This window comes from Symploca atlantica LB2515, assembly GCF_052546295.1.
Map to the genome: position 1 here is coordinate 5,555,224 of NZ_JBQWMT010000001.1, position 24,091 is coordinate 5,579,314.

The window sequence follows — 24,091 nt, forward strand, 5'->3', positions numbered from 1 at the left end:
ATTAATTTTTTGAGTGATCGCTTTTGCCGCGTTGAGACGGCTTGCGCCCTTTTTTGGCGTGACGGATCAATTTGAACATCTGTCCCACAACTAAAGGAACTAGACTCATGCCAATAATCAACAGCCAACCATTCACCCCAGGGTCAACTGTCTGAAGTGCTGTTGAGAGGAAAGGAACATACACAGCAATCAGCAAAAGACCAGTGCAAAGAACTAACGCTCCCCAGACGTAAGGGTTTGTGGTAACTTCATTGCGCAAAAAACCAGAGCTATTATCGCGCATATTGAATACATGCCAGAGTCGCGTAAAGCCTAGGGTCATAAACGAAACCGTAACAGCCTGGTTTTGTTCCATCCCTAGCCATTGAAATGCCAGCGCAAAGGCACCAAGTAAGGCACCTGCAATCACTATGCCGTAGCCAAGAATTGCCAACCAATGACGACGGGTTAAAATTGCCTCTTTAGCACCGCGCGGTGGATGCTGCATCAGAGAGGAATTACCTTCACTTAGACCTAGTGCCAACGCGGGAAAAGCATCATTGACCACATTAATATATAAAATCTGGAGTGGTAGCAATGCTAGAGGAAAATTACCTAAAGAAGTCGCCGCCACGGCAATAATTTCGCCAGCATTACCCGAAAGCAAGTAAATTGTAAACTTCCGGATGTTGTTAAAAATTGCTCGTCCCTGCTCAACTGCTGCAACAATTGACGAGAAGGCATCATCCTGGAGCACCATATCTGCGGCTTCTTTTGCCACCTGTGTTCCCCGTTGCCCCATGGCTACACCAATATCGGCTTTTCTCAGAGCAGGTGCATCATTAACGCCATCTCCCGTCATGGCGACAACTGCATTGGTATCTTGATGCAGGGTAATCAGAGTCAGCTTTTGCTCAGGACTAACACGGGCCAAAATCGGTGTTTGCACAATGCGATCGCGCTCTTGTTGCGATAATTGATCAGGGTTCTTAAATTCTTTGCCCTGAACCACGTCTACCTGCTGATCATCGGTCAAACCTACAGCGATGCCGATATTGCGGGCTGTCACGGGTTGGTCACCAGTTACCATAATCACCCTAATTCCGGCTTCTTGACACTCTTTAATAGCGGGACGCACATCCTCTCGCGGTGGATCCAACAAACCAACAACACCTAAAAAGGTCAAGTCTTGATAAGGATCTGCATCCTCAGAACTCACAGTTTTTTGCGCCAGTGCCAGAATTCGCAGCCCTTTGGCAGCAAGTTGATTACCGCGTTCTCGCCAATCCTCTTTGTCTTGCTCACTGATCTGTTGTTCTTCCCCCGAGGAAGTCAAGATACTAGAGGAGGCTTGAAGTACTGCTTCTGGTGCGCCTTTGACGGCCACTCGATACTGGTTATTAACCTCGTGAAAAGTCGCCATCATTTTCCGGTCTGAATCAAAGGCTTCTTCCCGAACTTCTGGCATTTGTTCGAGCAACTCCTCTCGTTGAAGATCAGCTTTAACACCAGCAATCAAGAGTGCTACTTCCGTCGGATCTCCCACCACTCGACTTTCGTTAGACCCTTCCGGCTGCAAGGCTGCATTATTGCAAAGCACACCCACTTCCAAAGCCGCTCGAAGAACTTGATCTTCAAGTGGTTTGAGCGTTTGCTCATCTTGGGTAAACTTGCCTTCTGTTTCTAGCGCTTCCCCACTAATTGCAATTTCCCCTGCATCCAGAAACATCTTGCTGAGAGTCATCCGGTTCTCGGTTAGTGTCCCGGTTTTATCTGTACAGATAACGCTAGTTGCTCCTAGAGTTTCCACAGCAGAAAGCTCATTAATTATGGCGTTGCGCTTCGCCATGCGCCACATGCCTCGTGCCAGGGCAACTGTGGCCACGATGGGTAGTCCTTCAGGCACAGCAGCTACTGCCAAGGCAATGGCAATTTCCACCATGAGAAACAGGTCTTTGCCGACGATAATACCTGCGATCGCAACTACTGCTGCAACTGCTATCGTCAACCAGACCAACCTGCGCCCCAGTTGATCGAGGCGCTTTTCCAGAGGCGTCTTTTCTTCATTTCCAGCTTGTTCTGCCAGCTCAGAAATATGACCCAATTCCGTCTTCATCCCCGTCGCCACAACCACCCCTTCCCCAGCGCCACGGGTCAGGGCAGTGCCTTTGTAAAGCATGTTTTGCCGTTCTGCAAGCGGGATGTCTTCTGCCAAGGGTTCGAGAGTCTTGCTCACTGGCACTGACTCGCCCGTGAGCGAGGACTCATTGATTTGCACATTGGAGCCTTCTACCAGACGGAGATCAGCAGGAACCACATCGCCGCTTTCCAAGACGACAATATCCCCAGGCACCAATTCTTCGGAGGGAACTTCTTGCACTTTCCCGGCGCGACGAACTTTGCTGGTAGTGCTGCTGAGTTCTTGCAAAGCCTCCATAGAACGGACAGCTCTCAACTCGGTAAAAAAACCAATGGCGGTATTGACCACAATAGCTATCAGGACAGCGATTCCCTCAATCCACTGGCTAAAAACAAAGGACAGGATAGCCGCAACTGCCAGAATGCCAATAATTAAACTTTTGAACTGCTCAATGAAGATTTGCCAAGTGCTGCGGCTTGTGGTCTCCTTTAAGCGGTTGGCACCATATTGCTCACGCCGAGACTCAACCTCCGACTCCGAGAGTCCTTCATCGGTTTGGACATCTAGGCTTTCTAAAGTATCCTGCGTCTCCAGAGTCCAGGGTTTATCGTGAAGCTCTGCCATAATTACTCCTGATGATTTAGCAAAAAATTGGTGTGTAAGCGCTGATTGTGATTGTGCCTGAGTCGATTTAGGAATTTACGTCTCACTCGTTGTTGTTTGCCTATACTTGCTCCAGATAATTTGCTAACTTCCCAAGTCTTGTTTGCCGGTCACTTGGAAATATTACTCTCAAAAAAATATCGTCTTTTTTGTAACTTTTTGTGGAGTTCATCTAGTAACATAAGTTGAGAAAATAACTGATATGTTGGCTGTTAGTGTGGTTAACTAGTAAATGGCCAGCTTGGGCTATGGTCTAAGCTAAATTTCTTCTCCCTTTCAAAACATCTATCTACCTGTAGATTTGTTGTTATTAATGATTTTGAGAGGATGCTAAAGTACCCATATATGTCTATATAAATAAATTGTCAGAAGCTTATTCTTTGACACCGGTTGGTGAATTTAACCTAATCCTTCGATTAGGCATGTCTTTGCTTGTCGGAGCGATTGTTGGTGCTGAAAGGGAAGCTAGAAACAAAGCAGCTGGCTTAAGAACCAATATGCTGGTCAGTTTTGGGGCAGCTTTATTTGTTTTGATACCTATCGAAATTGGTGTAGCTCAAGATAATCCAGATATACTTGGTCGAGCTATAGCTGGTGTGATCAGTGGCGTAGGTTTTATCGGTGGAGGGACAATCTTACGAGATTCACGCGTTCGTGGACTCACATCCGCTGCTACGGTTTGGATCTCTGCCTCCCTTGGTGTTGCTGTCGGCTGTGGCTTATGGCTAGTTGGATTAGTTGGTGCTGCAGTGACTTGGGTGGTGCTGAGGATTGTTAAGAAGTTTGAGCAGCATCTGTAGTTAGTTTTTTTGCCAGACTTCTTTGAGTACTAGCCAATTACCAGCTTTATATTTTTATATAAATTTGTTATCGCAACTAATGTTTAGCCAATGATCTCTGCTAAGCCTTTGGTCAATTAATCTAAAGGTAACTGTATTAAAGAACCGATCAAAGGTAATAAATACCTATATTAACCTAGGTTTATTTTAAGTAGTAATTGTGGTTAAAAATTGCCTAGTATCAACAATAATACAGCATCGCACCCTTGAAATCAAAAAGCTGATTCTTTGATCTCAAGGGGGTACTGCAGTTGGGGAGCATCTCACCTTAGCAAATACCTTAATAAAGTATTAAGAAACAATCTTTAACTAAGAGTAGTTTTTACCATAAAGCTTATGTTCCATTGGTTTTTGTTCTGTTAGATAGGCTGCCCAACAGATTGTTCAGCGTTTAAAAAAGTCTGGTGCACAGTGAACATGAGAAAACCTACCTAGGATGCTACAACTTCCTTCTGCTTATCTCAATGTCCAGCTTACTACCTAATATTTTTGTCAAGGCGAGATGCTCTCCAAAAGATCTCCTTCCAGGACAGAACCGTCCGGTGCCTCCAGTACAAACCCAGCATCACGAATCATTTCTAAATCCTTGCAAGTGGCTTGTCCAGCAGTAGTTAAATAATCCCCGATAAAGATAGAATTAGCTGAATACAGACCCAGAGGCTGGAGCGATCGCAAGTGAACCTCTCGGCCACCAGCAATCCTAATTTCTTGAGTTGGAAGTAACAAGCGAAAGAGGCAGAGAATACGCAAGCAATGACGCGGATCCAGCTCTTGCTTACCCTCAAAAGGAGTGCCAGGAATCGGAATCAAGAAATTAAGAGGAACACTAGTTACCTCTAGTTCTCGCAGAGAAACTGCCAAATCAATGACATCATCATCCGATTCTCCCATGCCCAAAATCCCCCCGGAACAGGTCGTAATCCCTGCCGCCTTGACATTTTGCACTGTCGCCACGCGGTCACTAAAATCATGGGTGGTACAGATTTGAGAGTGATGCTCTTCTGAAGAATTGAGATTGTGGTTGACTCGATCTACCCCCGCTTCTGCTAAACTGCGTGTCTGCTCTTCGTTCAACAGACCCAAGCAAGCGCAAATTTTGAGGTCGTATTTTGCCTTTACCTCCCGCACACTATCCAGAACTCTCGTAAAAACTGATTCCGTGGGAGAGCGTCCAGAAATCACCATACAGAAAGTCCCCGCCTTCAGTTGTTGGGCACGTTCAGCCGCCTTGAGAATTTCTTCTTTTGCCAGTAAGGGATATTTCTCAATCTGAGCTGTAGAGATTTTGGACTGAGAGCAATAATGACAGTCTTCTGGACACAAGCCACTCTGAGCATTGAGTAGGAAGTGCAGCCGCACCCGATTTCCCCAGTAGTGCCGACGCACCCGGTAGGCAGCAGCAAGCTGCTCTAGTAGTACTTCGTCAGGGGCACGAAGCACCGCCAGCGCTTCTGAGCGTGTGAGTAGCTCACCAGCAAGAGACCGCTCAGCAAGCCGGTTCCAGCTTGGAGAATCTACCGGGAATTGTGACATGATTTTTCTAACCTTGGCTTTGTCAACTACGAGGTTGTAGTTTTTATACCATGCTTAGGTTTAACTAAGTATTTTGTTCCCTATCTTTACAGGTAACAAGCAACAGCTAAAGTAACACATCTCAGGCTTGCGGCGTGCTCGTGGATGGGGTTGTTGAGTCTGACTCCGCAGGAGAGGCGAATTTTTGTGTAATCCAGTAGGTGAAGATGTGAGAAAGTAAACCCATTGGGCCAGCGAACAAACACAGTACCACTGAGTGAATAGTCCAAACACCAGTACGCTGCCCTTCTAGATAAATATAGCGTCCGACAAACAAATCCATCACTAAAAAATGAATCCATCCTGTAGCTGCTGCTGTTTCGTCAGCAAAAAATCTGGCAATATCAGCTAGCTGAGGATTAGATAAAGCTTGTGCCGATTCTGGTGTAATGCTGCTGACGAACAAATAAACATACAAAAATGCCAAAGCGACAAACGGTAAATAGGATTCCATCACCCGCTTAGTGACACCCCAATTTGGTAGCACAATCATCAGTACCCAAAACGGCAAAACAAAGACATTGGCGATATCGAACAGTAGAGAAATTGTCATAGTAGAGCTAAGGCAGCAGCAAAATAACTACCTGTGATTCTACTTAAATTTCGAGGTTAACTACTGGATAGCCCCGTGCCTCCTCTCCCAGCTAATCCAAATTCTGGGCTATGCCGTCAAAAATTGATCTTTTGAATCGATTACAGCGCTGACACTATACATTCGCCGCTTTTTCAATTCAATCACGACTTTAGCAGAACACCGTCAGGAATTGAGTGGAGAGTTTAATGCTCTGATTTCCAGCAATTTGCCGATGCTATTGTTCAGATTCTGGAAAACTTAGCTAATGCCTTGCTACAGGGACACTCACCTCGCCTTTTACCCGATATTGCTCCTTAGTGCGATCGTTCGCCTGCAAGAATAAATCTAGGTGCATGTGATGCTCATCTCACTAAGAACTTAGATGTAGAAATTGCTGACTTCCCACAGATTGACAAACGCATGTTTCGCTGTGAGGATGCTATAGAAATATTTGACAGTACAATCTGATTTAGTGTCGTCAATATTAGACTGGTTAATGCCAAACTCATCAACACCACAAGAGCAAATTCGCACGCATGTTTTCTTGTCTGGTAAGGTTCAAGGAGTTGGCTTTCGCTACTCTACTGGTCATCAAGCAAAGCGTTTGAGACTTGGTGGCTGGGTAAAGAATCTTTCTGATGGCCGTGTAGAAGCAGTATTTGAAGGAGCTGCCGAAGATGTTCAAGCAATAGTTCGCTGGTGTCACCAAGGGCCTACAAATGCTGCAGTTGAATCTGTTCAAGTTGAGTATGAAAAGCTAAAAGGATTAGATGGATTTGAAATTAGGTAGTGAATTAATTGAGATCTCCCCTTGGTTCTCATTAGGGGAGATCTCAATCTGATACTAATTTCTAAACTCCTGATGATGCCTGTTGTTTGGGCATCACTACTTTCTTCGCCAAACCAGAAGCTCGTAGGACTTGAATTGCCCACCAAGTGACATCAATTTCCCACCATTTGTGTCCTGCCGGTGCAATATTAGGGTAAGCATGGTGATTGTTGTGCCAACCTTCTCCATAAGTTAAGATTGCCGCCCACCAAAGGTTACGAGAGCCATCTTCTACCTCAAAAGTCTGATAGCCTCGCAGATGAGAAGCAGAATTAATTAACCAGGTACTATGCCACAGCAACACTGCTCTCAAAAACATTCCGTAGATAACAAAAGACCATCCTCCTAAAAGATAAAGCAAGAGTCCTAGGGGAATCTGGAGTAATAAGAAGTAGCGGTTAAGCCATCGATAATAAGGATCTTTTGCTAAATCAGGCGCAGATTTCTTGTAAATTTCGTACTCAAAAAATTCGCTTTTCTGATAAAAAATCCACAGCATATGGCTCCACCAAAAACCCCGTCGTGCAGAATAAGGATCTTTCTCTTCATCTTCCGTATAAATATGATGAATACGATGGTTTGCTACCCAAAAAATAGGTCCTCCTTGAAGGGCAATAGCACCTATAGTAGCAATAATATATTCCAGCCATTTAGGCACTTGAAAGCTACGATGGGTTAAAAGCCGATGATAGCCCAAACAAATACCAATGCTGCCCATTAACCAGTGGAGAAATATTGTCAATCCTAGAGCTGGCCAGGAAAAAAACCAGGGAGCGAGCATTGCCAAAGCATGAATGGCGGCGAAAAACCCTACACTGGGCCAGTTGAGGGTATACTTCGAGCTGTTTTCTGGGACAGCTCCCAGTAAGTTGTTAGTCATACTTGTAAAAAGAGTCTGGATGGGGAAAGGCAAGATGCAAGTGCTGCTTGCTTATCCCTCTAGAGCTTAACAACTATAATGAATAACTGCAAGTGCCACTTACATTTTATCCCTAATGTCTCGACCACGTTCTTCAGCAAGAACACGCTTAATCAACGCAGCACTGGAGTTATTTACCTCTCAAGGAGTTACCGAAACAACAACTCGGCAGATTGCCGAATTAGCACAAGTTAATGAGGTGACACTTTTCCGACACTTTGGTAATAAGCAGGGATTGCTCTTGGCTGTGATGGAAGAGTCTGCTGTATTTACTCAACTAGGTGAATCCCTTAAAGAGCAAGTTGGTCAGACTAGCAATCTGGAGCAGGCTCTCAAAAAATATGCAAGCGATCGCTTAAAGGCTCTAGAACAGGTTCCGGAAATGCTGCGCTCCGTCGTGGGTGAAGCTGGTAAGTACACAGTAGAAAATCGACGAGCTCTAGGACTAAGCATAACTTTAGCAAACCGTGCATTCGCTAGGTATCTAGCAGCTGTAATTGAGCGGGAGCAATTATCCCCCTCCATAGCTCCAGAAAAATTAGCTAGTTTACTTAATGGCATGTTATTTGGATATTTAGTCATTGAGTTGACCAGTGAGTTCCATGAACTTTGGGAGGACAGGGAGGATTTTTTGGATAATTTGGTGCAGATGTGTTTACACGGATCAGTTTCCTCAGAAGATTCCCAGCAATTTTTAAACCTTCCACTTTCCCACCAAGAACCTGAAACACCTAGTAAAAAAGTAGCTGATTTACCAGCAACCTTTGTTCATTCAATTTTGCAACAAGCTAAAAAACGAGGACTGCGGGATTATGCTTTAGCCTATGTCCTGTTTGGCACAGGTTTGCTTCCTCAAGAAGTCGTCGCCTTGGAACGATTACACCAAATCACTGATACCCAAGAACATCTGTTACAGATAACTCAAGGCGCAATTCGACAAGTGCCGGTAAATCAGTGGATTATGGGAAAGCGTCATGGCTCCTATACTCGCAATCCCTTGAGCCAATGGCTCAAAAGCCGTAAAGATGAGCAATCTGCTTTATTTATTAATGATGCCACTCAGCCTTTAACGGAGGCTGAGTTACGTAATTTGTGGCAGGAATTTACCTCCGGGCTGCTAACTCCTCAAGGTGAACCAGTATTAATTGAACAAGCACGACAAACCTGGTGTGTGGAAATGTTAATGAGGGGAATCGATTTGGACGATTTAAGCATACTCAGCGGTTGGGACGTTAATCAATTACAGCCTTATGCACGTAGAGCTAGAGAAAAAGCTGCTTTAGAGCGAGCTCTTCGCGCTGATCAGAAGACGTAGAAACTCAACTCTTAAATAGTTTTGAATTTTTACTTCTTTCCCACTTGAGGTGACATCGGAAGCAGTCGTACATAGAAAACAGAAAATTAATAACATAAGCCCTTGGTGAATATCCGAAGGGCTTTAGGGAAACTAAAGGGGGTAATTATTGATGATGTACATGGTTAAATTAAAGAGAACTGGTATCTGTAGCAGAAGCAGTGATGCCTTGCACAATTAAAACTGAGCAAGAAACACGGTGGATAACATAACTACTAACGCTCCCTAGAAACATTTCTTCTAGTCCCCTGTGACCACGACGACCTAACACGACTAAATCTGCGCCCCAATCGTTGACCATTTCCCGAATCGTGCTCCCAGCATCTCCTACTTTGAATTGCCATTCTGTTGGCACTCTCTGGGCAATTGCTCGATGACCATAGACTTCTAGCCACTCGCGAGTTTCTTGATGGGCCTTCTGCAACTCTGCTTGCATCTCGGCAGAGTAGTTGACCAATTCTGTGCCGAATAAATCTGTATAGTTTCTACCTATTTGAGTATCCAAAGACGAGGAATGGAGAATCATTAAAGAAGCTTTTTCTTTCTTTGCTAGCTCTAAAGCCTGTTCAAAAACTCCTTCCGCTTGGGAAGAACGGTCAATTGCCACCAAAATCTTTCTGTACTTCATCGCTGTGCACCTAGATGCGAATTAAACAAAAAATGTTCTTCTAGCTTGCGCCATTGGCAAGTCTAAGAACCAACTGTGCATCTGACAAACTTATCTAACCTGTCCATTCCTTTCTTAATAGAGGTGATGTCGGTGGCATAGGAAAGGCGGATACAATCATCATCACCAAAAGCGATGCCGGGAATTACTGCCACCTGCTCTGAGTTTAGTAGAGCTTTGCAAAATTCCTCGGATTTGAGACCTGTTTTACTAATGTCGGCAAACAGATAGAAAGCCCCATCTGGCTTGGGAGAACTGAGTCCTGGTATGGCATTGAGGCGCTCAAACATGATCTTTCTTCGTTGGTCAAAAGCTTGGCGCATCTGTTCTACACATTCAAGGGAACCTTCCAAGGCAGCGATCCCGCCATACTGAGCAAAGGTACAAACATTTGAAGTACTCTGACCTTGAATTGTGGTTACTGCCTTAATCAGTTCTAACGGACCTGCTAAATAACCTAAACGCCAACCCGTCATCGAGAAAGCTTTGGCGAAGCCACCGCTAATAATCGTGCGCTCAAAAATTTCTGATCCAGCAGCACCAATACTCAGGTGTTTAGTGTCGTCGTAGATAATTTTCTCGTAAATCTCGTCGGAGACTACCAAAATATCTTGCTCAACCACTACTTGAGCCAGTGCCTTAATCTCTGCGGGTGTGTAAACCATGCCCGTAGGATTAGAGGGTGAATTGAGTACAAACAGTTTTGTCTTGGGTGTTATCGAGGCGCGTAGCTGATCGGGGGTAATTTTGTAATTACAAGAAGTATCTGTGGGAATAATTACCGGAACTCCACCGGCAAGCTTCACCATTTCTGGATAGGAGAGCCAATAGGGAGCCGGGATAATTACCTCGTCTCCGGCTTCAATCAACGCCAACATCATGTTGAATAGAGATTGTTTGCCACCGTTGGTCACGATTACATTGGCACTTTCATAAGCCAGACCATTTTCTGCACACAGTTTATGGGCGATCGCATCCCGCAGCCTCGGTTCTCCAGCGGCTGGTCCATAATGCGTTTTTCCATCATCCAGAGCTTGTTTGGCAGCTGTTTTAATGTGTGCTGGAGTATCAAAATCTGGCTCCCCAGCACTGAAACTACAAACATCTAAACCTTCTGCCTTCATCGCCTTGGCTTTTGCAGCAATTGCCAAGGTGAGGGAAGGGGAAACTTGACTAACTCGTGCTGCCAGCTTCATGCTTACTACACCTGAAAGACTAACTGAGGAATTGCGTCCTAAAATAGCGCCACGCACCAATTGCACGTGAAGCTCTAGAGAAACGGCTCCTTAGGAACTAACTATCCGAAAAGGAGACGCCTGGACGATTTCTCTAGTTTCCCAGACTAACTTGCAATCACGCGGCCAATTACTTTTTTTTTTGCTTTTTGAGCGCTGATACTATTTTTTTTACTGTGGATTGAGCATCAATTTTTTGCCATTAAACCGCCCCGTCAAAGGAGGGAAGCCGGGCTAAGTGTGCTATCCAGTGTCTCTCAAAAGTCATGATTTTTTGACAACATGAGGGCAAGTAATGCTCTCGGTAAGAGGAAAGCATGAACTTAAGTTACATCAAGACTACAAAATATATCTTTCCTCAACTGATCCTAAACTGATGTGTTCTTTTACCTTACCTAAATCTCAGTCGCTTCTCAGTTGAACTACCATTCTGAATACTAGGTTTGTCTCACTAGGGGATGTTGTAGATGTTAGATACTGAACGATGCTACAGAATCCTTGAATTGGAGCCGGGAGCTTCACCAGAGGAAGTTCACCAAGGCTACCTCGATTTGACTTGGGTTTGGCACCCTGATCGTTTTGTTGGTCATCCTCGTCTACAACAAAAGGCAAACTATAAACTTCAACAACTCAATGAAGCTCATGCCCAGTTGCGTTCTTTTCAACCAACTGCTATGAGTACAAATCTAAGCACTCAGTCGAGAGTTCAAGTATCCCGAACTTCACAGCAGAAGTCTTCTGAGTCGCGCTGGCACCCTGGGAAAGCAAATCACTCAAAAGCCACTAGACCAGGTGCAGGAAGCGACAAAAGAACCATTAGAGATGTCCGGCGATGTGCCAGTTCCAAAGTCAGCGATTTTAACGATTGGTTAGATTAATTGGGACTTACGCACCGCAGGAGTTAGCTCAAGAGATTAGACGTCCTGTATCAATACCTTCTACTCCTCCCCAGCCCTCTCCCTTACTAAGGGGAAAGTTGCTTGTTTTTTGGTTTTGCCTTGAGCTGCTCGATTCTTTTGGGTGAGTTCTAGTTAAGGTTAGAGTAAAGGCGGTAGATTGGAAAGAGTAGTTCGGTTATTCCTGCGTGCCACCTCAGTAATTGAGATGGCGAAGAATGACCGCTGCCTAGTGAAGCTAACAGCAGTTTTCGCGTGAGTTAGCCATAGTTATGAGTACAGGGAGAGAAGACTACTTGGGCTTCACTCTCAAAGGCTGATCTGCGTGACAACCGTTATCTGAGGTAAACAGCCCAAACTTACTCCTGGTCTTGAGGAGAGAATGTCAAAATTACGGTGGAGGAAAGCTCATGGAAACAACCCCAGAAAAGCTCTGGAGTCAAGTATTGGAGCGTTTACAGCTGCAACTGAGCCAACCCACCTTTGAAACCTGGATTAAAACCACCAGTGCTGAGCAGTTAGAGAATAATTGCTTACTGATTCGCACTCCCAATCCCTTTGCCAGAAATTGGCTGCAAAAGCACTACGTCCCAACGATTGCCAAAGTCGTTGAGGAGGTTTTGGGTCAACCAGTAGAAATTTGCTTTACTACCACGACAGAAGAAAACGACTCTATGGGTGACGGAGAGAACCTCTCTTGGTCACTACCTGTAGTCAAAAATACTTTAGATAGTACACCTCACCAACAATCTACCGGATCTACAGAGTTAAATCTCAAGTATGTCTTCTCTGGCTTCGTAGTTGGCTCAAATAACCGCATGGCTCATGCTGCTGCTTTAGCTGTGGCAGAATCTCCAGGACGTGAATTTAATCCTCTGTTTCTCTGCGGTGGTGTTGGTTTAGGAAAAACTCATTTAATGCAGGCCATTGGTCATTATCGACTTGGCGTTTCTCCTGATTCCAAAATCTTTTATGTTTCCACGGAAAAATTTACCAACGACTTAATTGCCGCAATTCGTAAAGATAGCTTACAGAGTTTTCGAGATCATTATCGGGCGGCAGAAGTTTTGTTAGTAGACGATATTCAGTTCATTGAAGGAAAAGAATACACTCAAGAAGAGTTTTTCTACACTTTTAATACTTTACATGAAGCTGGTAAGCAAGTTGTGTTGGCTTCAGACCGACCCCCTAACCAGATTAACAGCTTACAGGAACGACTATGTTCCCGCTTTTCGATGGGTTTAATTGCAGATATTCAGCTGCCAGATTTTGAAACGCGGATGGCAATTTTACAAAAGAAAGCAGAAGAAAAAAATATACGCCTTTCACGAGAAGTAATTGAATATATTGCCACTAAATACACTTCAAATATTCGGGAGTTAGAAGGAGCTTTGACTCGGGCGGTGGCTTATATTTCGATTTCAGGTTTGTCTATGATCGTTGAGAATATTGCACCAATTTTGAATCCTCCTGTGCAGAGTGTCAAAGCGGCTCCAGAAGTGATTTTAATGACGGTAGCAGATGCCTTGAATGTCTCTAGTGAGGATATGAAAGGTAACTCCCGTCGCCGAGAAATCAGTTGGTCTCGGCAAATTGGTATGTATTTGATGCGGCAGCATACTGATTTGAGCTTACCCCGAATTGGTGAGGAATTTGGTGGCAAAGACCACACTACCGTGATGTATAGTTGCGATAAAATTGCTCAGTTGCGAGAAAAAGATGCTAGTTTAGACCAAAAACTGCGTCAGTTGAGCGATCGCATTAATCTTGCCAGTACCACCCAAAGTCAAGCTTGAAACCTCCAGAGAAAAACTGTAGGATTAGGTACAATTGACCTAAAGTAAAAATACCCTGTGGATAATTCAGGGTACTTTTCCACATGTTTTCCACAAGCCGCGAATCCGAATAAGCATGTAATATTAAGGCTCTATCGAGTTTTTCCACAATTTCCACAAGACCATTTGTTGAGGCCGTCTTTCAGTCCTCGAAGAATGTCTTTAATGGGCGTTGGCGCTCACTGATGGCTTGGTAGATTAGCAGTTTTCACGATTCACCGAAAATTGCTATATAGTTACTTGCTTAACCCTTAATTTCTTTGGCTTTGGCTTTAAACCGCTTAATTGCCGATCCTGATCACAATAAAAAAATCTTGAAATTAGTTTATTTGTGACCCCAGTCCCAGATAATAAATAACGGACGAGCGCCTTTATTGATCGCTTTCAAATGACTGCCAATATTACCTTGACTGATTCCCACACTAGCCTAATTTCTCCTACCATCCCCACCAACCCCATTGAGTCATCTCCTAACTCGCCTCTCAAGCTGGGAATTATGGCTTCTGGAAGTGGCAGTAACTTTGAGGCAGTGGCTCAAGCGATCCACAACGGACAACTCAACGCCCAAATCCAAATTTTAATTTACAACAATCCAGGTATTAAAGCAGCAGCAAGAGCCGAAAAATGGGGAGTTCCTGCCGTTTTGCTCAACCACCGAAACTATAAAAAACGCGAAGATTTAGACAGCCAAATTGTTGATACTCTCCGGGAGTATGGGGTGGAATGGGTGGTTATGGCGGGTTGGATGCGAATTGTTACATCAGTACTAATTAATGCTTTTCCCAAACAAATAATTAATATCCACCCCAGCTTATTACCCAGTTTCAAAGGAGTGCGTGCTGTGGAACAAGCCTTAGATGCTGGAGTAAAACTTGCTGGCTGTACCGTTCATCTCGTAAGTCCGGAAGTTGACAGTGGCAAAATCCTTATACAAGCAGCCGTACCTGTACTAGCCGAGGATACAGCAGAAACCTTACATGCCAGGATTCAAGTGCAAGAACATTGCATTTTGCCCCAAGCGATCGCTCTAGCAGCACAATTGCAGGAGTAGACAGTCAACTTTAAGCCTCAATTTGTTTATTGCCCAGCTTCCAAAGATAACTGGACAGCAAATTTGTAATAATGTGAGCAACAATTGGCACCAACAAATTACCAGTTGCCAAGGCACTAAATCCCAACAGTAGCCCCACAACTGTTGCCCAAACCACGTAAGGCCATTGTTGTAGTGTACTCAAGTGCAAAACTCCAAATAGCAGACTAGTCGCAACAACACCAGTGGCATTCAAGCCAACAGCTGGCAACATCACCCCTCGAAATAACAATTCTTCACTCATTCCAGGCAGCAAACCTAGCCAAATTAGATCCGGTAATACTAAAGGTTTAAGTACTAAATGCAAGTAAAAATCAGCGCTTTGGCGATAGGCCGGCCACAGATGATAAACCAAGCTACTAGCAGCAGTAATTCCTACCGCCATACCCAGCCCCAAAAGTATGCTGTCAGTGGTGCCGCGTATTGGCAGAAGAGTAACAGAGCCTAATTGTAGCCAGAGCTTGGCAAGAAAAAGCAACACGACGGCAGTTACACCCATAGCGATTAAAACTTGGGTGCGGGTCAAGGGTTCAATTTCAGGATTATCGGGAAGCTGTTTGGTCACTAGGAAAGAGATAAACGATGCAAGGACGACAGAGATGGGCTTAGGGCGTCAGCACTAATACCAGCGTGATGAGCGACCAGAAAGCCTAGTGCCTCTAAATAAGAGTGTACCCGTATTGCCTTAATCCCTAAAAATTCCGGAGGAACTTTCATTGAAGTTTGATTTTCCTCAACGGCAATTATTGAAGCTCCTGACTGGCTAAAACTCAGCATGGCACTACTGCCACAGGCAGTTGCTGGTAAGACTACAGCGTCCACTTCCTTTGCCCAGATATCTCCTGATCGAGACGTTAAGTTTTGCTGATCGACAATAAACTGGGGAGCGCGACTCAGTCCCACCAGAACGCAGGGTAGAAAAGTGTAGCCTAATTCCTCCGCCGCAGAGCGAGGTGATAAATCTGGGTCGATGGGTAAAGGTTTCAGTGCTGGTGCATGAGCACAAGGTACTTTAAAAGTACGAACCACTAGGTGGCTAATAACAGCTTCAGCGCCAGCCAGGGGGTCAACTCCCCTTCCCTGGCGATAAGCCTGTAGTACCTCACTCTCAGGATCGTCAGGGAAGCGAGCCACAACTGCGATCGCTTCTGCTTTTGCCTGCTCGATTAGCACCTGAGCAGCTCGCAATAAACTGTCGGGATTGCCAATGGTGCCCCAGCTTGCTCCAGATGCTGCTGTCCTTAGATCTACTTTTAAGGGGGCGTCTGTAACTACATAGTCGGTTAGGTTTAGTCCCAATGTAGCTCTAGTAGCATCAGCGGCTTGCAAGTGTCTCAGGCGCAGCTCTGGTTCTATGCCTTGATCTAAAATTAGCCCCACCCGATTCTGGTGTACGGGTCTTAGTCCCCAGCATTCAGCAGCAAATTTGTCAAGACCATAACCTTCCACATAAAAAGCATTAGGTAAGTTCCAGTACAACTGTGCGCCATTGAGGACATTGGGGTGAGTTATTAAGCGATCGCAGATTGAGGCGATCGCTCTTGCCACAGGTAGGGCATCTCCCGCATAACCCCCAATTGACGCCCCGACACCAGTAGGGACAATTAAAACAACCGTGTAAGGACGCCGATTCACTCCTGATTAGAGGTAGTGTTGGCTACTGTCACAATTGCTTCTACTTGGGCAGTCTGCTTTTGTGTATCCACATTTGTCACTGCCCAGCGTAGGGGTTCTCCCTGTTTTTGCAATTCGGCTTCAATTTCTTTTTGTAACTGGACTGGCGACTCTTGGAGGTCAATTTCTGCGGTAATGAAGTGAGTAGTCATTTACTTTTTTATTGAAGCTTAGTGTACAACTAACTTTGCGGCTGACCGAATTGACGGTCATATACTTCGTCTTCTTTCTCTGTCTCCAGCTTCAAGTTAGAGCGGGGATAGGCAACACACAGTAGTGCATACCCTTCAGCTTGCAGTTCGGGGGAGACTCCCATACCATCACTTTGCTCTACAGTGCCTTCTCCCATTATTTTTGCAGCACAGGTAGTACAAACTCCTGCATTGCAAGAATTAGGCAGCTCTATACCAGCAGCATCAGCGGCCTGTAGAATTTTTTGATCTTCCGCCACTTCTATGGTGCTGGTAGTACCTTGATGGTGGATTTCGACGGTGTAAGTCTTGGGCATCCTGTAAGTTATCGGCTTGACGCGCTCAATCCCCCAAAAGGGAACTGGACTTTTACTGGATCATTTTACCGCCATAAGCGGAGCAATCAACCATCTTTTAGTCGTGGGGGTTGGGAGAGGAGGAGACAGTAAGGGCAGCACTATCAACTAACACCACATCTGCAAAGCTTAGTGTGGCAGGCTAGTTTTTCACAAGTTAATTTCTAGAAAGTCTCTGGAGTATTCCTAGAAGGTAACAGCAACGGGTAATTATCTAAAATTGTCTAAAAGTGTTTCAATTTGGCTTATGAGCAGCAATTTTCAACAAGTTTAGTATTAGAAAGAAAAATTTCCGGAATGGCGGTATCGAAAGCGGTTGTATATAAAGTAAGTAGATTGGCATTAATATTTGTCATTGAGGTAGGGCAGGATACTGAAGCGAAGAGGATTTAGCCTTTCAATATTTGTTGGCTTCCCTTGCTTCATTTTATTGACGATTTGATTGGCAACTACCTCCCAATAATGATTAGGCACCCAAAAATAAACACCAGCCACTGAGAATCTCAGTATTTCACCCACCTACTTATCTATCAAGGTTGATCAGTGTGCAGATTCTTAAGTGTCCTCAAACTGAGTACAAAATAAGGTTTATGAGCTGGTAATTGCCCTATGCTAAAATTATTGATGAGAAGCACATATTTTTTTAGCTGCTGATAGAAAATTAATACCTTAAATTGAACAAGATAAAATTAATTTATAGACCGATAAGCAAGGAGTTAAATAGGTGGCTGTAAGAAAAGAAATAACTGAACAAGATAATTTAGGCAAGGGTCTGCCTTTAGAGCCAGAAAGCCAAATAGCGGGAAGCTTCTGCCAAGAGGAACTGTGGCGAGAACTCTCGGAAGAAGAAGGTGCAACGATAGTTGGAGGATTAACAGGGGATCCTGCTTTGGATTTTCTTATACTAAAACATTTTCCAGAAATTACCCCCTATACTGACACTGGCGTTCCCGTCCCTCCCAATCCATATCTAGATCCCATCATCCCCCAACCGGGTGTTCTACTCTAAATCAATCGGTAAGCCATATTTGCCAAGCGCTATTCTTGAGCTGTCACTCCTTAATTAACTAAAAATTCCTTAGCGGTTGAGGTGATCCAAAAATTATTCACCGTTGCTGGCGCCTTAGGTATTTGCTTGATACTTCACTCTCTATCAGGGTGTAATACTAGCTTTTCGTGAACTGTTCTGCGGTAGCTTTACTGGTTAGACTTTGATAAGGCAGAGCTTTGAGAGATACTTATCCATCAGCCAGGAAGGGGTGCATCCCCATACAGCAGAAGATTCAAAACTATACTCTTATCTCATCACGACAAAACGCAGCCCAAAACAACCAATAAAAAAATTATGCTCCCTTCAAGGCTAGCCTTGTTCCGAGTAACTATGGTAGCTTTATCCTTAAAACCTTATCAGCCTCTAGAAGCATGCATTAATTAAACTTTTATAGTTCATGTTCGAGTTTTTACGAAACTTAATTAATGTTGATAATTGGGAAAAAGATACCTTAATCAAAAAATTCAGTCAAACCGAAGATGAATCCTCAACCGCTAGAACTAATAATTGGCTGGCTTTACCCCACCCTAATGAGTACCTACGGTGATCGCGGCAATGTCATCTGTTTGCAGCAACGTGCTGAGTGGCGAGGTATTAGGGTGCAAGTCATACCCCTCGACCAGCAAACCGCCGCGACCCAAATCCAGAATGTAGATATTCTGATGGGAGGTGGTGCTCAAGATAGACAGCAGGAAATCGTGATGCGTGATTTACGGGGTATTAAAGCTGAAACACTGCGCGAAAAAATTGAGGCTGGAACACCAGGAGTATTCACCTGCGGTGCGCCTCAACTCTTGGGTCACTACTATGAACCAGCCCTGGGTCAAAGGATTGAAGGATTGGGTTTGTTTGATTTAGTCAGCAAGCACCCCGGCCAAGGCGCACCTCGTTGTATTGGTAACGTTGTCTTTGAACCGACAGCTTCACCGTTAGCGCAAGACTTAGAAGCGATGCTAGTGAAAAAGCCAGTAATAATTGGCTTTGAAAATCATGGAGGTCGTACCTATTTAGGGAATGTACAGCCCCTCGGTCGCGTAATCAAAGGTTACGGTAACAATGGGGAAGACGGTACAGAAGGAGCATTCTATCGCAATGCGATCGCTACCTATTCCCACGGTCCCTTACTGCCGAAAAATCCCTTTCTAGCTGATTGGCTGATTCAGACAGCACTCAAGCAAAAGTATCAGACTGCAGTATCTCTAGAACCTTTAGATGATACTTTGGCAGGGCAGGCACGCCAAGCAATGTTTAAACGCCTTGCCGTTACAGCTCCTTAAATCTTGTAAGATATTTTTACCAGACTTTCAGCGGCACGTTCCGCGATCACCAAGGTGCCAACCAACGTCGCTGGCGTGATGCGCTTTGTTAAAGCGATCACTAGCACTGCTTTCTAGGAGAAGTACTAGTTAAAGATAAACTTCTAGTAAGAGAATTTCTAGGGCTGTGTTCAACCAGCCTATTGTTTCGGGCTTTGGCTTGGGAGAAAGCTACATTTTCTGGTAAGTGTGGCAGTTGGCAATGATTGTATATCAGATAAAGCTCGTCCACTAATGAGTTTTACCGCCATAGCAAAGCATGGCGGGATTATTCTGGTGGTTAGAGATTATGTAAATTTGCAAACAGGGATATGACAGGAAAAGTAATCAATAGTGGTGCCACTGGCCTTCTCATTCTCATAATCCCAATCGCCTTTGTGGTTGTTTTGCTGTTAGAGGCTTGGCCTTTTTTACTGGCACTGTTACTTATTAGTATTGGTTGGGTCGTTTGGCAGCAATACCAATGGAAGCAGTGGAGTAAACAAGTAAACCCCTTCTTCAATCAGCTAATTAGAGAAAACCAAGGCTGTCTGACACCAGTTGACTTGTCACTCAAGGCTAACTTATCTGGGTCAGCGGCACGACGATACCTAGACAAAAGAGCGGAAGAATTTGGTGCCCAGCGTCGATTCTACGAAGATCGAGGGATTGTGTACTACTTTCTCACTGCTAGCGCCCTGGGTAGCATCTTTGATGATAGTGAACCCTCCTTGGAGCTAGATCATAAATCCTTTAGTGATCAAAGCCCAAAGCTAATTGAGCAACTAACTCAAAAGGAACCCATCCCCAGAAAAAATAGCTCTTCTACCGACTTCTTGGAAGGAACGGAAGTCCCAGCGGCAAAAGAGTCGTACTCATCCCAGAGCAAGTATCCTCCAGAGGAGATATCAGCCGTCCAACAATTACAACAACAGCCAGATTCAAGTTTATCGCACCACAAGGAAAAGGAAGAACAGTCGGCAGATTCAAGCAACGAGAACCAGCAGCAAGCTTGTTCATCTCTCATTCAAGCCGAACTTGCCAAACGACTCGATGTTCATTCAAGTACTGTGGGTAAGCGTAAATCGGATCCAGACTTCTCAGAATGGAGTCAAACGAAAGATCCTCAAGGAATTGCTTGGGAATATTTACCAGATACTAAGGAGTTTGTGCCGCACTCACAGAAGTTGTAATGGGACAACTAGCCGTTATTGGAGCCTGACCCATAAAGCTTGTTGGGTATAGCTTAGCTTGGTATAAAGCTTGAGTGTAGCGTCCAGGAGCAGACAAAAACACCAGGCAGAAAACAAAAGTCGTGGCTTCGATAAAAGTTCGCAGACGCTTACAGGTCATAGCTGGGATAACTTAACAGTAGTACTTTAAAGTTTCTCAGATTCAGTATCAGAGTCTGGTGTTGGCGATGAGGTTTGCGCCAGTGTTTGACTTAGGGTATTTGATTGAATGCTCAAGAAGACTTTCAAAGCCTGTAATGACAATATCTGCGAAAAACTTTGCCTTTTTAAGTGGAGAATTGGTGCCTTCTGCAAGATTTCCGGGAATTCTATAACTGAAACCTTTGAGATTTGTCAGTCAACCAGCTTGATCAATGGATTGTTGGCAAATCTCACAGTTAGTGAGAAATTTAGGATTAGGCTATGGCAAGTCGATCACTCTATGCTTCTGAAGGAGGCATCAAAAAAGCCAAACGGGCTTTCGAGCGCAAGGGATGGACACAGGAATATCTGGCAAGTGAAGTCGGCATAGAAACTAGGCAGCCGATTTGGAAATTTTTTAAGGGTAAACCAGTCGATCGCCACGTCTTTTATGAAATCTGCTTCCGGCTAGAGCTTGAACCAGAAGACATTATTGCCATACCAGAGGAATCATTAACCTCAGAAGACGATCCAATTCAAGACATCGGCAATGAGATTGATGTTCTCGTAGCCAAAGCGCGATCGCAACACTATGATAAAGTTCAAGACCATTGTGGTAGCTTGCGCCTACTAGATATCGCCAAGCCCGTAACCTTAGATGATCTATACATCGATGTCAACATTCTCGAAGAAATAACTAGCCAAAGATGGCTGGGAATTGCCGACTTAAACGACTTTGAACCAGAAGCCTTTGATCGCTTGGGCTTAGGCAAAGTTAGTACCCAAAGATTACCAGGCATTGAGGTTGTCCAACGCTATGCCAAGTTGATGGTGCTGGGTAAACCCGGAGCTGGTAAAACCACCTTTTTGCAACATCTCGCTATTCAATGCAACCAAGGTCATTTCCTAGCAACTCATGTGCCAGTTTTTCTTGGACTAAAAAACTTTGCCGAAGATGCTGTAGAGGAAGGTAATTTCAGCCTGAAAACTTATTTATATCAGGAGTTTGACCGCTATGGCATCTCTAGTCAACAACTAGAAACCTTACTGATCCACGGTCGAATATTAATGTTGTTGGATGGCTTAGATGAAGTGCCGGAGGCAGCAAGTACTCAAGTTATTCAGCAAATTCGCAAGTTTTCGGAAAAGTATTACAAAAGTCAGTTAGTAATCACTTGTCGTCTTGCTGCTTTTGAGTACAGATTTCAAGGATTTACCGAAGTTGAGATTGCTGACTTCAAGCCAGAGCAAATTGAAAACTTTGTCAAAAAGTGGTTTACTGCCCTGGCAAAAGATTCACCAAAGTCAGGTTTAAAGAGGGCTTCCCTGTTTCTTGAGAAGATGGAACTTCTAGAAAATCAGCCCATTAAAGAACTGGCAAAAACACCAGTATTGCTCAACCTTACCTGTCTAGTATTTCAGGCTCAGGCTAATTTTCCTACCAAGCGCTCTGACCTCTACAAGCAAGGACTAGATATACTACTAGTTCGCTGGGATGAAGCTAGGGGTGTCAGGCGAGACCACGTTTATCGGAATTTATCTTTGTCTGATAGGCTCAAGTTGCTCTCTCAGCTAGCAGCAGTTACCTTCGGCCAAGGGGAATATTTCTTTGAGACTAGTAAGGTTGCACAAATAATTGAAGAGTATTTAAGAACACTGCCGAATTCATTGAGTAAGGAGTCTGCTCTAGAACTCGATAGCATCGCGGCAATTAAATCTATTGAGGCACAGCACGGACTCTTGGTAGAGCGAGCACGGCAGATCTACTCATTTTCTCATTTAACTTTTCAAGAGTATTTTGTAGCTAGGGATATTGTTGCTGAGGCTCCTGCCTCATTGTCAAGGCTGGCAGAGTACATAGCCGAAAAACGCTGGCGGGAAGTATTTTTGTTAACAGTACAGATGCTACCGTATGCGGATTTGCTATTCCAGGCAATGAAGCAACAAATTGACAAGTTGCTTGGTTCTCAAAGACACTCCAGTAGGGAGGGCTTAACTTCTGGGGTTATTGGTAAATTCTCCAAATCTCAACCTCTAAAACCTCTTGGGGAAAAAAAAGAAAGTCAAGAGTTTATAGTTGATATTAATTCACCAACAGTGTCAACCACTCAACTCAAGCGAGACATTGCCCTCCCCAATCAGACTTTGCAATTCTTTCTTAGCTGGGTCAATAATAAATCTCTGGAAGTTGAGGCACCCTACAAACCCGCTGCCATCCGCGCCTTTTACCTAACTCTTGTCCTACCTCCTAACCACCCACTCGCTAGGAAACAAGCACTGGCACTAGCCCTAGACCATAAACTAGGGGGTGAACTAGGAGGTGAGTTAGCGTTGGATTTGGCTCTGATTCATGCCCTAGGCGTTGCCCTAGCTCTGACTCCAGAACTTTTTTACGACAGACTTACAGCTCTTCGGCTTGCCCTTGATCTTGACCATCTTGCTGCTGGCAAACTCATTAGTAATTCTCTCAGGCATCTGAGGAATCAACTACCATCGACTGATTCAGACCGAGAAAGCTTGAAACAGTGGTGGCAAATAAACGGTATGACCTGGGTATCAGAGTTAAGAACCATGATGGTAGAACAGCGCCATATTGGTCATGAATGGCACTTAGACGAGGCATCGGAAAAACTTCTACAAGAGTTTTACTATGCCAACAAACTACTAGTAGATTGCCTCACAAGCAATTGCCAATTAACACTGACATTACGGCAGGAAATTGAGGAAAGTTTATTGTTACTGCCGCTGTGTCATTGATACCAGGGGAGATTACTTGAGTTTTACAGGGAAACGAACAAAAGCCAGATTTCTGGGAATAACACCCCAAAGCTTTAGAAATTGTCTCAGCTTCTCAAGTACAGGAATCTCTACACTTATGGGGTCATCCTGAAATAATAATCGACTTTTATAGTAGCTTAGTACCATCTAACTGGAAAGACTCAAAAAAAATTAGTGACCTTTATTGATGATCATTGTGATATTCTATGTCGCATTGGTCTAGCCTGTAATTCCCTAGATAGATGTAAAATTGCCCATGACTATCTACTAGGAGACGAGTTTCATCAAATGAGCGCACTGAGTATTTTGGGAATTGCTGCCGGAGAATTGAGAAAATCTCAGGAATCTCTGGATCATTTGAAAAAAGCCTAGCAAACTGCTTGTGGTATTGTAGAGCCGATTAACGAAAGTAAAGCCTTTATAACTTGGGAATTAGTTACAAATAATTGGGAAAGCTGGAGCCAGCTCAAGCCATGGATTATTTACCAAAGAGTAGCTGCATTTTTCCTGGAATTGGCAATCTTACTGACGAAGCAAAACCACTTGCAGAAAGAGTAAAATCTAGCGGTACAACTAATGACATCTCCCAATAAGCTAAACAAGATTATTTAAATCAGCCAGAGCAGATTTGCCAGCAGCTATAACTACCCCTATTGCCAGAGTTGCAAAAAAGGAAAGCTGATTTGCAAGAACACTATAAACTAAAGGCGGTTTAACTAAGTGGTACTTTTTACCCCAAAATAACTATAAGCAACCTCCGTTACTTTCCCTTATAAATTAA

Annotated in this window: 21 protein-coding genes; 11 read left to right on the forward strand and 10 right to left on the reverse strand. The window is 44.2% G+C overall.

All coding sequences use genetic code 11. From position 1 onward, the window contains the following. Window position 1 precedes the first annotated feature (1 nt). A complete protein-coding gene (locus ACT7WV_RS23105; protein ID WP_445105125.1) occupies window positions 2–2,743 on the reverse strand; it encodes a cation-translocating P-type ATPase in 2,742 nt (913 codons plus the stop codon). 461 nt (window positions 2,744–3,204) lie between these two features. Between ACT7WV_RS23105 and ACT7WV_RS23110 the strand changes: the two genes are divergently transcribed. Further along, a complete protein-coding gene (locus tag ACT7WV_RS23110) occupies window positions 3,205–3,582 on the forward strand; it encodes an MgtC/SapB family protein (RefSeq protein ID WP_445105126.1) in 378 nt (125 codons plus the stop codon). A 531-nt stretch (window positions 3,583–4,113) separates the two neighbouring features. Here the strand turns inward: ACT7WV_RS23110 and bioB are convergent. Both bioB and ACT7WV_RS23120 read right to left on the reverse strand, forming a co-directional pair. Continuing rightward, window positions 4,114–5,154: a biotin synthase BioB gene (gene bioB / locus ACT7WV_RS23115; RefSeq protein ID WP_445105127.1), complete on the reverse strand. Its 1,041-nt coding sequence runs from the start codon at window positions 5,152–5,154 to the stop codon at window positions 4,114–4,116. Window positions 5,155–5,275: 121 nt separating this feature from the next. Further along, window positions 5,276–5,746, reverse strand: coding sequence for an ABA4-like family protein (locus tag ACT7WV_RS23120; protein ID WP_445105128.1), 471 nt, complete (start codon window positions 5,744–5,746; stop codon window positions 5,276–5,278). A gap of 517 nt (window positions 5,747–6,263) precedes the next feature. On the opposite strand from ACT7WV_RS23120, the gene ACT7WV_RS23125 reads away from it, so the two are divergent. Beyond that, window positions 6,264–6,557: an acylphosphatase gene (locus ACT7WV_RS23125; protein WP_445105129.1), complete on the forward strand. Its 294-nt coding sequence runs from the start codon at window positions 6,264–6,266 to the stop codon at window positions 6,555–6,557. A gap of 61 nt (window positions 6,558–6,618) precedes the next feature. Here ACT7WV_RS23125 and ACT7WV_RS23130 read toward each other — a convergent pair whose 3' ends face one another. Further along, entirely contained in the window at window positions 6,619–7,476 is an 858-nt protein-coding gene (locus tag ACT7WV_RS23130; RefSeq protein ID WP_445105130.1) for an acyl-CoA desaturase, read from the reverse strand. A gap of 115 nt (window positions 7,477–7,591) precedes the next feature. Between ACT7WV_RS23130 and ACT7WV_RS23135 the strand changes: the two genes are divergently transcribed. Further along, entirely contained in the window at window positions 7,592–8,830 is a 1,239-nt protein-coding gene (locus tag ACT7WV_RS23135; RefSeq protein WP_445105131.1) for a TetR family transcriptional regulator, read from the forward strand. Window positions 8,831–8,999: 169 nt separating this feature from the next. Here the strand turns inward: ACT7WV_RS23135 and ACT7WV_RS23140 are convergent, their stop codons facing one another. Both ACT7WV_RS23140 and ACT7WV_RS23145 read right to left on the reverse strand, forming a co-directional pair. Continuing rightward, window positions 9,000–9,497, reverse strand: a complete 498-nt coding sequence (locus ACT7WV_RS23140) for a universal stress protein (RefSeq protein WP_445105132.1) — start codon at window positions 9,495–9,497, stop codon at window positions 9,000–9,002. Between the two features lie 62 nt (window positions 9,498–9,559). After that, complete coding sequence (locus ACT7WV_RS23145) at window positions 9,560–10,732, reverse strand: pyridoxal phosphate-dependent aminotransferase (protein WP_445105722.1); 1,173 nt, start codon at window positions 10,730–10,732, stop codon at window positions 9,560–9,562. 506 nt (window positions 10,733–11,238) lie between these two features. Between ACT7WV_RS23145 and ACT7WV_RS23150 the strand changes: the two genes are divergently transcribed. From ACT7WV_RS23150 to purN, 3 genes are all read left to right on the forward strand, one after another. Next, a complete protein-coding gene (locus ACT7WV_RS23150; protein WP_445105133.1) occupies window positions 11,239–11,649 on the forward strand; it encodes a J domain-containing protein in 411 nt (136 codons plus the stop codon). A gap of 428 nt (window positions 11,650–12,077) precedes the next feature. Then, the gene (dnaA, locus tag ACT7WV_RS23155; protein ID WP_445105134.1) at window positions 12,078–13,463 is read left to right on the forward strand and encodes a chromosomal replication initiator protein DnaA; all 1,386 of its coding nucleotides are present in this window, start codon (window positions 12,078–12,080) and stop codon (window positions 13,461–13,463) included. A gap of 427 nt (window positions 13,464–13,890) precedes the next feature. Further along, on the forward strand, window positions 13,891–14,553 hold the full coding sequence (purN, locus tag ACT7WV_RS23160) for a phosphoribosylglycinamide formyltransferase (RefSeq protein ID WP_445105135.1): 663 nt from the start codon (window positions 13,891–13,893) through the stop codon (window positions 14,551–14,553). Between the two features lie 10 nt (window positions 14,554–14,563). On the opposite strand, the gene ACT7WV_RS23165 is transcribed toward purN, so the two are convergent. From ACT7WV_RS23165 to ACT7WV_RS23180, 4 genes are read right to left on the reverse strand one after another with little or no spacing between them, the layout of a single operon-like run. After that, window positions 14,564–15,157: a CPBP family intramembrane glutamic endopeptidase gene (locus ACT7WV_RS23165; protein WP_445105136.1), complete on the reverse strand. Its 594-nt coding sequence runs from the start codon at window positions 15,155–15,157 to the stop codon at window positions 14,564–14,566. Continuing rightward, a complete protein-coding gene (locus tag ACT7WV_RS23170; protein ID WP_445105137.1) occupies window positions 15,157–16,227 on the reverse strand; it encodes a DUF3326 domain-containing protein in 1,071 nt (356 codons plus the stop codon). Before ACT7WV_RS23170 ends, ACT7WV_RS23165 begins: the two co-directional genes overlap by 1 nt. Continuing rightward, window positions 16,224–16,418, reverse strand: coding sequence for a hypothetical protein (locus ACT7WV_RS23175; protein WP_445105138.1), 195 nt, complete (start codon window positions 16,416–16,418; stop codon window positions 16,224–16,226). Before ACT7WV_RS23175 ends, ACT7WV_RS23170 begins: the two co-directional genes overlap by 4 nt. A gap of 29 nt (window positions 16,419–16,447) precedes the next feature. After that, the gene (locus ACT7WV_RS23180) at window positions 16,448–16,774 is read right to left on the reverse strand and encodes a 2Fe-2S iron-sulfur cluster-binding protein (RefSeq protein WP_445105139.1); all 327 of its coding nucleotides are present in this window, start codon (window positions 16,772–16,774) and stop codon (window positions 16,448–16,450) included. Between the two features lie 763 nt (window positions 16,775–17,537). Between ACT7WV_RS23180 and ACT7WV_RS23185 the strand changes: the two genes are divergently transcribed. The 5 genes from ACT7WV_RS23185 to ACT7WV_RS23205 all read left to right on the forward strand — a co-directional run bounded on the left by ACT7WV_RS23185 (window position 17,538) and on the right by ACT7WV_RS23205 (window position 23,682). Next, complete coding sequence (locus tag ACT7WV_RS23185; protein WP_445105140.1) at window positions 17,538–17,822, forward strand: hypothetical protein; 285 nt, start codon at window positions 17,538–17,540, stop codon at window positions 17,820–17,822. A 521-nt stretch (window positions 17,823–18,343) separates the two neighbouring features. Beyond that, entirely contained in the window at window positions 18,344–19,141 is a 798-nt protein-coding gene (locus ACT7WV_RS23190; protein WP_445105141.1) for a type 1 glutamine amidotransferase, read from the forward strand. 350 nt (window positions 19,142–19,491) lie between these two features. Further along, window positions 19,492–20,352 carry a hypothetical protein gene (locus ACT7WV_RS23195; RefSeq protein ID WP_445105142.1) on the forward strand — a complete coding sequence of 287 codons (861 nt, stop codon included), beginning with the start codon at window positions 19,492–19,494 and terminating at the stop codon, window positions 20,350–20,352. Window positions 20,353–20,814: 462 nt separating this feature from the next. Further along, window positions 20,815–23,289: an NACHT C-terminal helical domain 2-containing protein gene (locus ACT7WV_RS23200; protein WP_445105143.1), complete on the forward strand. Its 2,475-nt coding sequence runs from the start codon at window positions 20,815–20,817 to the stop codon at window positions 23,287–23,289. 195 nt (window positions 23,290–23,484) lie between these two features. After that, window positions 23,485–23,682 carry a hypothetical protein gene (locus ACT7WV_RS23205; protein WP_445105144.1) on the forward strand — a complete coding sequence of 66 codons (198 nt, stop codon included), beginning with the start codon at window positions 23,485–23,487 and terminating at the stop codon, window positions 23,680–23,682. Window positions 23,683–24,091 lie beyond the last annotated feature (409 nt).